This window comes from Maribacter sp. LLG6340-A2, from assembly GCF_045057105.1.
GTDB lineage: Bacteria > Bacteroidota > Bacteroidia > Flavobacteriales > Flavobacteriaceae > Maribacter.
On sequence record NZ_CP159332.1, the window covers coordinates 2,434,668 to 2,447,617 of the forward strand.

7 protein-coding genes and 1 tRNA gene are annotated in these 12,950 nt (G+C 37.4%); 2 read left to right on the forward strand and 6 right to left on the reverse strand.

The genetic code is table 11. The annotated features are described in order from the left end of the window. Position 1: 1 nt before the first annotated feature. The 4 genes from ABVM52_RS10220 to ABVM52_RS10235 all read right to left on the reverse strand — a co-directional run bounded on the left by ABVM52_RS10220 (position 2) and on the right by ABVM52_RS10235 (position 9,635). Entirely contained in the window at positions 2–4,990 is a 4,989-nt protein-coding gene (locus ABVM52_RS10220) for a translocation/assembly module TamB domain-containing protein (protein ID WP_405380153.1), read from the reverse strand. 574 nt (positions 4,991–5,564) lie between these two features. Then, the gene (locus ABVM52_RS10225; RefSeq protein ID WP_405380155.1) at positions 5,565–6,668 is read right to left on the reverse strand and encodes a DUF4407 domain-containing protein; all 1,104 of its coding nucleotides are present in this window, start codon (positions 6,666–6,668) and stop codon (positions 5,565–5,567) included. A gap of 115 nt (positions 6,669–6,783) precedes the next feature. Further along, a complete protein-coding gene (locus tag ABVM52_RS10230) occupies positions 6,784–9,267 on the reverse strand; it encodes a M56 family metallopeptidase (RefSeq protein ID WP_405380157.1) in 2,484 nt (827 codons plus the stop codon). Between the two features lie 2 nt (positions 9,268–9,269). After that, positions 9,270–9,635, reverse strand: coding sequence for a BlaI/MecI/CopY family transcriptional regulator (locus ABVM52_RS10235; protein WP_405380159.1), 366 nt, complete (start codon positions 9,633–9,635; stop codon positions 9,270–9,272). Between the two features lie 219 nt (positions 9,636–9,854). Between ABVM52_RS10235 and ABVM52_RS10240 the strand changes: the two genes are divergently transcribed. Then, positions 9,855–10,433, forward strand: a complete 579-nt coding sequence (locus ABVM52_RS10240; protein ID WP_405380161.1) for a PhnA domain-containing protein — start codon at positions 9,855–9,857, stop codon at positions 10,431–10,433. A gap of 186 nt (positions 10,434–10,619) precedes the next feature. On the opposite strand, the gene ABVM52_RS10245 is transcribed toward ABVM52_RS10240, so the two are convergent. Further along, a complete protein-coding gene (locus ABVM52_RS10245; RefSeq protein ID WP_405380163.1) occupies positions 10,620–12,011 on the reverse strand; it encodes a dipeptidase in 1,392 nt (463 codons plus the stop codon). A 116-nt stretch (positions 12,012–12,127) separates the two neighbouring features. Here ABVM52_RS10245 and ABVM52_RS10250 point away from each other — a divergent pair. Then, positions 12,128–12,209, forward strand: a tRNA-Leu gene (locus ABVM52_RS10250). A gap of 263 nt (positions 12,210–12,472) precedes the next feature. Here the strand turns inward: ABVM52_RS10250 and ABVM52_RS10255 are convergent. Further along, complete coding sequence (locus ABVM52_RS10255) at positions 12,473–12,946, reverse strand: DUF6730 family protein (RefSeq protein WP_405380165.1); 474 nt, start codon at positions 12,944–12,946, stop codon at positions 12,473–12,475. Between the last annotated feature and the right edge of the window lie 4 nt (positions 12,947–12,950).

A 12,950-nucleotide genomic window follows, 5' to 3' on the forward strand; every position in this document is an offset into this window, starting at 1 on the left:
ATCAATTTTTAATATTCTTTTCCTTGGTATCCTTCTTGGTTGAATTATCCGATTTTTTTAATGGATTGAATAATTGACTGAACTTGTTGAATTCACGGTCAAAAATAAAGGCAACTCCGGTTACGATCAGCTGTCCGTCAATAATATTTTGATATTCTTGTCTTCTAAATCCTTTAAGTCTATATGTTCCTCCCTCACTTAATAGATATTCCAAGGTTACATTGCCAATGATAGGGGTTGCGGTATCGCTAGATGCGGCGCTACCTTCTACATCTACGGCACTCCCTGCCGATACGATTAACCTATCGTCAAATAATTTCTTACTGGCATTGATATTCAACTGTGTGCGATTTTGTGCAGTACCCGTCTCATAGTCTTGAAAACTGTCCAGGTCAAACCCAAGCTCAAACCCCGTATTGCCCAAGAGTCTATTGGAAATACTGTTGAGTTCACTGGACAAGACTTTGTTGACATTATTCCTGGCTATGGATATGGCACCTCCATTACTACCATCACTACCCGTAGTTGGGTAAAATCTATTCAAGGCCAATAGCGAAAATACTTGCTTGTTCAGTTCTGATTCCTGCTCGTTCAATTGTTGTATACGACCATACACTGCACCTCCAAAATTACCTTGTGCCTTTTCTGGCATATCCAGGCCAAAGGAAAGTTCCGGTTCCGTAAGTTGACCGTCTATATTCAAGTAGACCAAAAACGGTGCGGATTGTTGATATTTGTTTGCAGACCCGTTATCTTGTCCGTAACTAATGGCGGTCATTAATGGTGCTGCAGAGGTTTCAATGTCATAGATTGCCGTAACATCCATCTTTGCATCATAAGGGTCGCCGCTCCAGACAATACTGCTGCCTTGCTGTAACTGAAATTCCCTACTGACCAAATTATACAAGCTGGTACGGTAAAAGCCGGAATTTAATTCTAACCTACCCGATAAACGTATATCTTGATTGGGGTCTATATTCAGTTTTAAGGTGGCATCACCAGAGGCTTGTAATTTATCCTGGGTTTTTTCATCAAGCACAATAGTAAAGCTTGCTTCATTGCCAATTTCCAAAGTAGTGTTGATGTCCATTCCCGCAAAGAAAGAACTTGCCGCCTCCCGATCGTTTCGGGTTAGGATGGCATCTGGGTTTTCGCGGTTCACGAATATGACCACTCCGTCACGTTCTTGTATGTCCAATTGGTTCTGTGGTACAACATAGGTAAGGTCCGTTACATCCCTAATGCGTACTTTTCCGTTTATAATAGGCATCTCTAGATCGCCCGTTACTTCTACATCAGCTAAAATACTGGCAATACCATAAACTAATTCGTCATCTCCTTTTTTGGAATCCAAAACTCTAAACCTGTCCGTAGTGACATTAAAATCAAAACCAGGGTTCAAAAAATTTTCCGTGAATACGTTACCATCTATCGTCAATGAACCCTCATTGGCATCTGTAAGGGTAAAAGAGTTAAAGGTGATTTTATCTTGATCCAGGTCTAATGATTGATTATCAATTTCCAGTGCCGTGTTATAGGCAGCTAAGCTTAAACCAAATGCATTGAAATTAAGCCTACCGGAATATTTTGGTTCTGCCAAGGTGCCGTTTACCAGAATGCTGCCACTAAGATTTCCTTTGGGATTGGAAAACAATTCATTTGAAAAACCGTGAATAACACTTGCCTCCAGTTTTTGAATATCAAGCTCTAGATTAAGGTCGGCGGTTTGTTCTTTGGCCGTATAATCTCCGGTTAATCTTAGGTCTGCGCCACCATCTTTCAATGCTAAATCAAAATCATATTCAGATAAAGATTTTGAAGATGCGTCTAGGGTCAATGTGCCCAACGAATTTTGGATTACGTGAAAATCGGTAATATCAACATTGGCTACCAAACCTGTTGCAGAATAGGGATTCATAATAACAAAGTCACCTTCTATCTTACCTTTTGCCAATGGCTCTTCTGGGTTAAAGAGACTTAAAAAGGTTTGCAATTGAAAGTTCTGGAATAGAATGCCTATATGCGCTGCATCAATTTCAGGTACGGTGTTGGTAATTTCAAGTTGTTGGGCATTTCTGCTGAGTATCACATTTTTAAAACCGGTATGGTTCTCAGCAATTAGAATGGAGTTGTTTTCCGGTATGTCCCATGATTTTTGGTTTAAGACAAGGTCTTTGGGGTCTATGCGCAACGTTAAGGTGTCTTTTTTGAATACCAATGCAGCGGCCATGTGCATTACCTGCACCGTATCGTTCCTTGAAACGAAATCCATCAACAATTCCTTGTTTTTTAAACTACCTTCTACGTAGGTCTGTTTTAAATGTATGGGTTCGTACAATAAGTCGCCAATACCGGCAGAAAATTTTAGGTCTTGGGAATCTCCATTAACATAGGCATATAAACTATCTACGGAGCTACCCGCATATGATAAATGGGGTATGTTGGTTTTAGCGGATATGAGTTGTTTCTTGGAATCGAAACTGGCATTGATGTTCAGGGAATCCAATTCTTGAATTCCGTTTAAAAATACCTTGGTGAGAATAGGGGTGGGTACAACGGCTAAGGCCAGTTTTGCTTCAATAGGGTCCTCCACATTATAAGCCGTTGAATCTTGCGTAAAATAATGCTCCAATTGCTTTTTTAAAGCACTTGAAATACGTGTTGGCGATGCATTTGAAGAAAGTTCACCGTTTATAAATCCGCTTTTAATGGAGACATCGGTAATAGTGTCCTCTATATGTGCCTTAAGAAAAACAGTAGATACTTGGTATTGCTCATTGTCAGCTATAGCTATACCGTTATCAATAGTTGTATCTATTGTAAAGTTAGATGGTGTGCCGTTGTAATTGCCCTGTATGTTGGCGGCAACCTTAATATTATTTCTTGTAAGCCCTAGTTCCTGCAAATCTGCCCCAATGATATTTGAAGTGTAGGTTACCTGTTGCTGGTCTTTTTCCAGGTTAATAACAGAGTTTAGCTCCATATTCAGGTTAGGGTCGTTCATAGTGGCCGATAAAGAACCTTTTCCGTTCTTTATACTACCATTGATATCAATTTGTTGATAATCATATGCATTAAATTGAAACTGGGAAACCTTTCCTTTAACTTCCGCATTCACGTTGGAAAATGACGATCCTGAACCCTTGGCCGCCACCTTTAAGGACATATTGCCCAATTGTTCGTTTTGTAACAGCTCGCCAATATGCAAACTATCTACGGCTACATTGCCATTAAAACTTAGGCTTTCACCAAAATTAACTGTAGCATCTACTTTTGCCAGTCCTTGGGGAATATGAATATTTAAATTGGGATTTACCCAGTTGATTCCGCCGGATAAGTTACCTGTAACCAACAAGGTCTTGGGTACTGAAATACCCAGTTCTTTGGATGATATGAATTTTTTTAATGCTGTATTATTGCTTTTTACGTTAATATCGTTCAAATGGTATTGCAGGGAATCCGGTTTTGTCAAGTGGTCAATTGTTCCCGAAGCAATAATCGTAGTATGTGGCCCCCAGCTGATATCGGTCTTAAAATCATCAACCTTTTTAAGGGTGCCATTGGCAGATAACGAACCTAAAATGGGCTGTACGGACAATGAATCTATATACGCATTTTGAGTCAGCTCCGGCACTAGACGCTGTACATCGTTCAAGTCTAAAACCAGGTTGCTGATGATGGCGGACAAATTACTATACTCAGGATTTTTAATGGCACTTGCCAAGGATTTATACTGAACGTTCAATTCTCCATTTGCCGAACTTTGGTTTAATTGTAGGTTCATTTGGCTAAGGGTGGCCTGGGTGTTTGTCAAACCAGCTTTAAAGGCTAATTGGTCTAGTTGAATACCACTAGGCTCATAAAATGATAACTGCGCTACCTCTAGATTAAATTTTTCTTTTTGGTATTTAAAATCTGATGCTTGCAGGTTTAGGTCTTGTATTTTAAAAGCATTAGCATCAAAGTTTGTTGATTTCTGGGGGGTATTATTGACTGTATAATTGAATGTATTTTGTTTGAAATCTACATTTTTAATCCCTAGAATAAAGGCGGGCCATTCAAAACTGGTATTGGTACTATTGTTGGTCTTATTTTTGTTTTCCGAAGAAATATCAATATTTACCGTAGAGGAATGTAATATGACATCTTTACTTTCATATTGACTGTTTGCAACGTTTGCTAAGATGTCCGTTAAGGTCAGCGTACCTAGTTCTATATTGGTTTTTAATCCATCTGGCTTGGAGGTATAATTAATTTTTAGTTCATTTAGATTAAGGTCATTAACAGAAATAAATGGTAATGTAGTGCTAGTGGTATCGTTAGTTTGTGGAAAAGCATGAGATTGATGGTAAGTAAATTGGGTATTGTCCAATGAGAAATCATCCAACGAAAAAATCATTTTCTCCAAATTAAATTCAGACACCTCTGTGTTCAGCGTACCTAACTTTAATTGGATATCCGTACCTAAATAGGCATCGTTGTATTGAATTTTCCAATCTGTAATATGTAAATCACCTATTGAAATTTCCATAGGTGCCGCATTCGTTGCATTTGAGGTATCTGTAGGAGCTGTAAGGGCATCGATTAAGAAGGAAAAGTTGAACTTTTCTGCGTTTGTACCTCTACTAATATTGGCAACAATACTGTTGGAATACACCTCATCTATGGATAATTTGTTTTTGAACAGAATGGGATAAATAGGGATGTCCGCCTCCAAGGATGAGGAGTAAAACAAGGTATCTCCCTTAGTATCTTCCAAATAAATATGGTCTGCCTTAATGTCTCCCGTAAAGGTGATAAACAGATTGTCTATTTCTACCTTGGTGTTCGTCTTTTGCGAGACATAGTTGGTGATTTTTGTGACGATCAGATTTTGTGCCCAAGGGGTGCGTATGACCAGTACCAGAATAAAAAACAAAACCAATAGCCCGAGTACTATTTTCCCGATGCGTTTTAAAATGGTAATGATTTTCTTTTTTGATTTGGTCATATGGGAAACGATTAATTGCTAATCTCTTATTATTGGCTTTACTAGCCCATTATCCTAGTTGTGCCATAAAACCCGTGGTTATAATCAATACCAGAATTATGATGATGATGAGGTTGTAAAAACGTCGTTTCTTTTTCTTTCTTTCTAAAAGTGATGACATAGGTAGGCAAAGTTAAGATTCAGGTCTTATAAATTTAACTTATTTGAATTTAAGATTGTCTACATGGCTATTTGGACCATTCTTTAACTGTAGTTTGATGGGTTGAACGAGTTCGTCGACACTTATTGTCAATTTATCTACATCAAATTTGATTTGAACTATAAACCGGATTTTGAGTTTTAAAAGCAGCTTACTTTTGGAGTGTAATTAACAACAAACTAACAGGACGGACTTTAAACTAGAAACAAATATGAAAAGAAGCTTAGCCTATTTTGAAACAACCGCTCAAGAAATTGTATTTGAGATTTTAAATATGCAGGTGACAAACAACCAGCTAATTTTAGAAACAATTGTCAATTAATTAATGTAGTTCCCCCAAATCCTAAAAGGACCAATAGTAATATTGGTCTTTTTTCATTTTAGCCCTTTTACCTGTACGTCGTGAAAACTATTGGCTTGTAAGCGTAGCAATTCTTCCGCCTTTTTCTTTTTGTAGCCGTAAAGCTCTTCTTCTCCTTTTAAATCTTCATAGATTTTCTGATTGATGTCCCCATCTGTGGCAAGAATTAATTTTCGCTGTTCCAATTTCTGGGTTACCCAAGTGGCAAGTATACTTTCCTGTTCTTCCAGTTTTATATCATACTCCCCTTTTGGTGCCAGTAGTTTAGCAATAATTGGGGAAGTTTCTATGGCTAAGAATAAAAGGAAGATAAAGAACGACGGTAACCACGGTAGCTCATTTAATGCGGTAATTCTAGCCATTAATCCATCAAAACCATCAATGATGGGTTGGCTGTTTTGAACGACTACTGCATATTCCGTGTCCAGGGCGGCAATTTGAGTTTCCAAACCGGTTATTTTTTCCCCATTTGTTGCCTTTAGCGTATTTAATTCTGCCAAAGCGGCATCGTGCTTTTCTCGTTTTTCGGCATATACGGGGCCTTTGCCCAAGAGTTTGGTGCCGGCCGTACCTTCCGCTTCATTAATATAGATGTCGTACAAGGCATTAGTTTCGTTTTCCTTAGTTGTTATTTCAGATTTTAAAGCTGTTATTTCCTGGTTTAATTGAGCTACTTTTGGCGTATACTGTAGTGCCAATTGCTCTTTGTTGGCCAAGGTCATTTCATTTTTTTGCTCCAATAAAACTTGATTGATTTCCTTTTCAAAGATTTTCATTTCCAAGGGTTTTGAAATTACAATGGCAATGATAACCGCAAGGAGGATACGAGGTGTAGCTTGTAGTAGTTCTTGGCTGAATTTGTTTCTTTTTTTTATGGTACTGACAATAAAACGGTCTAGATTAAAAATCAACAATCCCCAAATAAGACCAAAAAAGATGGCGGTATACACATTGTCAAAAACGGTAAAAAGTGCATAACTACTGGCAATAAACGCCATAACTGCCGTAAAGAAGACGGTAGCGCCAATACCTGCATATTTGTTTTGTTCTCCTTTAGAACAGGTGTCTAAAAGCTCAGCGTCTGCACCGGAGCAAAGAATAAAAAATTTCTGTATCATGATGATCGTTTTGTTTTGATTGATGATGATTTATAATGGGTGAACGTAACTATTGTAATTTTGGTACGCAAAAAGCCCTCTAAAAGAGGGCTTTAACATATGTTTGACGTTGTTTCTATTTAATTGTTACAGGGTCTTTGGTAATATTTATGATCTGTTTACCTGAATCCTTGCGCGATTCTATATTTAATTCTTTGTTGTTCTTCAAAAGAGAAATTGCTTTGTCCGAGGAGATATTGTTACCCTCATACATAAACGTGGCACCTTTTTTAGCCATTTCTACCACAAAATCCAAAGGAGATTTAGGGGCTGGTGGCGGTGGAGGCAATGGTATGTTACTTTTTTCTTCCTTTAGAACTTTTGGAGCCTTAGGTTCTTTTGGAGTTTTTGGTGGCTCAGGGAAATCAGGATAGGGTTGGGCATCCTCACGTTGCTTGGTTGACATCTTGGAGTAAATAGTTTTTAATCGCTGTACATCTTGCATTTTAATTTGCATCTGGTTACGATCCATTTCATTGTACTTTTTGGCCAAACGGTTGTACTCTTTCATTTCTTCACGAGTAGCAGTCTTTTGCTGACTAGATTTCATGGAATTCTCACGTCCGACAATATTAATAGTAGCAGTGCCATATTCCATAAGGATGTCATTCGCTTTCTGAATCACATCTTTTGGTGTTTTAGTATCCACTTTAATTATTGATCGTATTACTTTTTTACGTTCATCAAAAGAAAGGTGTTTATTTATTTTGGATAAATATTCTTTTAATTCATTTATAGTAATTAAATCACCTTGCACGAGAAGTTGACCTTTATTATTAATGTTGATAGTTATCTCATTGCTTGGTTTTTCCTGTTTGTTTTTGGGCAAACATTCCGGAAAGGGTTGAGCTGATTTTCTTTCCTCAACAGTCATATTTTTATAAATAGATTCTAACACCCTTAAATCACTAAGTGGAATACTTCTTTTTTCAATAGGTATAGCGTTGTATTTTTTGGCTAAGGAATTGTATTTCGTTATTTTATTTGATTGTAAAATGATATCGTTGGTTTTTAAAATAACAGTTTCAGGTGTTATCTCAACAGTTTCTTCATATTCGTTTTTAGGCATGATATACTTATCTGAAAAAATAGTAATGCTTTTTGTCTTTAGCTTTCTCAATTCTTTAGTAATTGCATCTGTAAAAACAGAATCAATAATCTCTGTAGCATAAATTTGAGCTGCTAGCTTGTTGTTCTCAATTGCCAAAGGAAATTTTGACTTTATTTTTTCATTTAGTTCTGTCAATAGAACTTGTTGATTATTAAACCAAATTTCGTCTTCATTCTTTATTTCTATCCATACTATTTCTAGCAGTGGTTTATGGTAGGCATTGTTTTTAATTTCATTAAAAACATTATTTCTTCTGATTTTTTGCGCTTCATCTACTGTTTTATCATGATACTCACTTGTTTCAAATCCGTGTTTACCAAGAATATTTGCAGTTCTTTTACTAAAATGTTCAATGTTAGAAATACCTGAAGCTCGTAGTATTGATTGCACTTGGTCAATTAGTTTATACTGTTCTTCATCATAAAGAATATGGGCTGTTAGATAGTTTTTGATGATGTAAGGACCAAAATTTTGATTGGTTCTTAAAACTTCTTTCGAAAGTTTTTCTAAAGCTACTGGCTCATTATTCATTAATAAATTTCCAGATTTTGTAATTTCAATATTAATGTCTTTAATGGTGTTTTGAGCAATTACATTTTTTTGACTAAAACCATAAAGCATTAAAGCCAAAACCGGTAGTAATAATAGGGTTCGGATTGCAATTCCCTTTTTTGATGTTTGTTTTTTCATGACTGTAAATCGTTTTTTGATTGATGAATAATTGATGGCATTTGCCAATTGTGGCTCCGCGGCATTTGATGAGAATGCCAAGAGTAATTTTTGATAATCACTTTTTTCTAGTCCGTTGTTTAGTACGGCCTTATCCGCTAAAAATTCGTGATTTAGTTTTATTGATTTTTTGTACAGATAAATAAGCGGGTTAAACCAGAGTATGACTTGAAGTATTTCTATTATTAGAATATCCAAACTGTGCTTTTGTTTGGCATGGGTTTCTTCGTGCAACAATACGGCAGAAGGTATTTCATTGCCCTCAAACTTGTGTTTGTTTAAAAAAATGTAATTGAAAAAGGTATGTGGTACAATGTCAAGCGATAGTAATACCTTAATGATGCTATTGGTTTTATGTTTAGGATTGTTATTTATAGTGTTTTTAATTTGATAGAGATTCTTGATAAACTGAATACCAAAGAATAGCACACCCAGACAATATATACTCAATAATGACCAATACGTATAGTCAATAGGCACTTTGCTAGGGATATGATATTGTTCTAAACTATAGTCTTCTGTAGGTAAGCTTGATACATTAATGGGTTCTATATAGACAACCTCTGTAAAGACAACGTAGGGTATGGCCAAACTTATAAGGATGGATCCCAATAGAAAATAGCGTTTGAAAATATGCATACTTTCCTTTTCTAAAAACAGTTTGTAGAAGAGCAAAAATATGCCCATACATGCGGCGGATTTTAAAAGATAGATACCCATAACTACTTCTTTTTTAGTTCAACATCTATTAATTTTTTCAGTTCTTCCAGTTCCATTTTACTTAGATTGGTTTCTTGGGTAAAGAAAGATGCGAACTGACTGGCGCTATCGTTGAAAAAGTTTTTAATGAGTCCGTTTACGTGTTTTGAGAAATAGTCTTTCTTTTTTACCAACGGAAAATACTCACGGCTTCTACCCAATGTTTTGTAATCAATAAATTTTTTATCGGCCATTCTTTTTAATAGGGTGGCTATGGTGGTAGAGGCGGGTTTGGGTTTTGGGTAAGCATCTAGCAAATCTTTCATAAATGCTTTTTTCTGTTTCCAGAGGATATTCATTAGTTCTTCTTCCGATTTAGATAACTGCATATTCTACAAGTTTAGAATTTGTTCTACAAACATAGAATAAATATTTTAATTCTACAAATGTAGAGCAAATAAAGTTTTTTGCCTTAGGGATAGCAGTGAAAAGCCCGTATTTGCCAATTGGCAAAGCGGACTTGCAACGAATAGCCCGGCCCCAATTCTTTGGGGAAAGGCCCTAACACCCCATGAAAAAGATGTAAGTTTGCTTTAAAACAACCAATAATGAGTGTATTATCTGATCTGGAGGCACGTAGTGGTTCCACTTGCGAACTTTGTACGGGAACCAATAATTTAGAAGTGTTTGAAGTAGAGCCGGTTGCTATAAGTGGTGTAGATTCCAGTATTTTGGCGTGCGAAACTTGCCGCACGCAAATTGAAGACCCTGACCAAATGGATGCCAACCACTGGCGCTGTCTTAATGAAAGTATGTGGAGCGAGTATGACTCTGTTAAAGTGGTAGCCTGGCGAATGCTTTCTAGGTTAAAAGTTGAGGGTTGGCCCAAGGATCTTTTGGATATGATGTATTTGGAAGCTGAGGCTTTAGAGTGGGCAAAGGCGACGGGAGAAGGCTTGGCCGAAAGTGAAAAGATCATTCATCGTGATGTTAATGGCGTAATTCTTGAAAACGGGGATAGTGTGGTGTTGATAAAAGACCTTAAAATTAAGGGTTCTAGCCAAGTTGCCAAACAAGGTACCGCTGTGCGTAGAATTTCCTTAGATCGTGAGAATGCTGAATATATTGAGGGTAAAGTGGGGCCTACAATGACCGTTATAATTACTAAGTACGTTAAGAAAATATAGTTGAAATTTGATAATTGTTGGTTCTTTGAATCAATAGATTATCAATAAAAGATACTTCTAGAATAAAATAAACGTCTTTGCGAGGCGCTTTTTAGTGACGAAGCAATCTGTAAGTTTTGTGTTCCAAAATTACAGATTGCTTCGCTAAACTCGCAAAGACGTTTTTTTATCGTCAACTTTTGCTTACTACTTTTTACTCATCTCTGAAAAATACTGATAGAAATAAGGGATGGTTTCAATGCCCTTAAAATAGTTCCATACCCCAAAATGCTCATTAGGGGAGTGTATGGCATCACTATCCAGACCAAAGCCCATAAGTATCGTCTTGCTTTTTAGCTCTTGCTCAAATAAAGAAACAATAGGAATACTACCCCCACTACGTTGCGGAATAGGTTTTTTACCGAATGTAGTTTCATACGCTTTTGATGCTGCTTGGTAGGCAACGGTATCTATTGGGGTAACGTAGCCCTGCCCACCATGATGTGGTTTTACCTTTACGGTAACTCCTTTTGGCGCAATAGCTTCAAAATGCGTTTTGAACAGCTCCGTAATTTCTTTCCAATCTTGGTTGGGAACCAATCGCATAGATATTTTGGCATATGCTTTACTTGCAATAACTGTTTTGGCACCTTCACCAATATAACCGCCCCAAATACCGTTCACATCCAATGTGGGCCTTATGGAGTTTCTTTCATTGGTGGTATACCCTTTTTCACCATAAACAGAATCTATATCCAATGCTTTTTGATAGTTGCCTAGATCAAATGGCGCTTTAGCCATTTCCGTACGTTCTTCCTTTGATAAATCTTCAACCTTGTCATAAAAACCGGGTATGGTAATATGGTTGTTTTCGTCATGTAAACTGGCAATCATTTTTGAAAGAATGTTTATGGGGTTGGCCACTGCACCGCCATACAGTCCGGAATGTAAATCCCTATTTGGGCCGGTTACCTCTACCTCAACATAACTTAAACCCCTTAAGCCTGTTGTTATGGATGGGATATCGTTGGCAATCATACCCGTATCCGATATTAAAATTACATCATTGGCCAATTTCTCTTTATTCTCCGCAACATATATGCTTAGGTTGTTACTACCTACCTCTTCTTCGCCTTCTATCATGAATTTGACGTTGCAGGGCAGTTGGTTGGTCTTTACCATTAATTCCATTGCCTTTACGTGCATATACATCTGTCCTTTGTCATCACAGGCCCCACGAGCATAAATGGCTCCTTCTGGGTGAGTCTCGGTCTTTTTGATAACGGGATCAAACGGTGGGGAATGCCATAAATCTATTGGGTCTGCCGGTTGTACATCATAATGTCCGTAGACCAAAACGGTGGGTAGCTCTGGATTAACGATTTTTTCTCCATATACAATGGGGTAACCGGCGGTTTCATGAATTTCGACTACATCGCAACCAGCTTCTTGTAATCGTAATTTTACGGATTCTGCGGTATCGATAACATCTTGGGAAAATGCCGGATCTGCGCTAACCGACGGAATTTTAAGGAGTTCTATAAGCTCATTCAAAAATCGGTCTTTATTTTCCGATAGATAATTTTGTACGTTTTGCATGTTCTGTTTTCTATGACTTTTTATAAATGTACAAAAAGCGCAATTTTTAAATGCTAAAATTTAGAGAATTGAAATTTTGGCTTATATTTGCAGCCCAATAATAATTGGATAGTAATGCAGGCGTGGTGGAATTGGTAGACACGCTAGACTTAGGATCTAGTGCCGCAAGGTGTGAGAGTTCGAGTCTCTCCGCCTGTACAACAAGGGAAAGCCGACTTTTAGAAGTCGGCTTTTTTGGTTCTGGGTAACACATGGGTAACACAATTGAATATTTTTCGGTTGGACATTTTAGATGATACCATTTCTAACCATTTGATGTCAAATAGTATAGTTGTTAGTCTTTTATGGGTATTTCGGGGAAGAGTCCCAAATACTTACCCAAAACTTTGCGCATGGATCTTGTGGAATTTTTGTAGCGTTCCGGCAGATAAGCGTCAAGCAAAAATTCCATAGGGCGCAACCTACTTTTGATTTGGAACACTATCTTTTTCCTTTAACCATTTTTGGTACGATTCATAATGCTCGGGGTTTTGGTCAAAATATCCTCTCAAACTCAATATGACATTTTGCTCGCCTTCGGCAAAGGCCTTTTCCTGGATTTTGTCAATTCGAGATGCTTTGAAAGCCAGATAGGCTATGATAACCAAGGAAACTAACCAAATCGAATAGTGAATCCATAACTGTTTCTTTGGAACCGATCTTGCTTTTAAAATCTGCTGCCTAATGTCTTGAACCGACTCCTGAAGCTTTGAATTATTCGCTTTCTCAGAATTCAAATGCCCTCGGAGCAAACTTTCAATTTCCGAAGTATCAGGTATTACTTTGATGTTGTCCGTATTTTGGGTCAACTGTTCCAATCTCAGGATGGACTTGTTGAACCCGTCCAGCTCGTCGGTGAGCAGTTCCATTACCTCGTCCAGTTTTTTATATCCCATAATT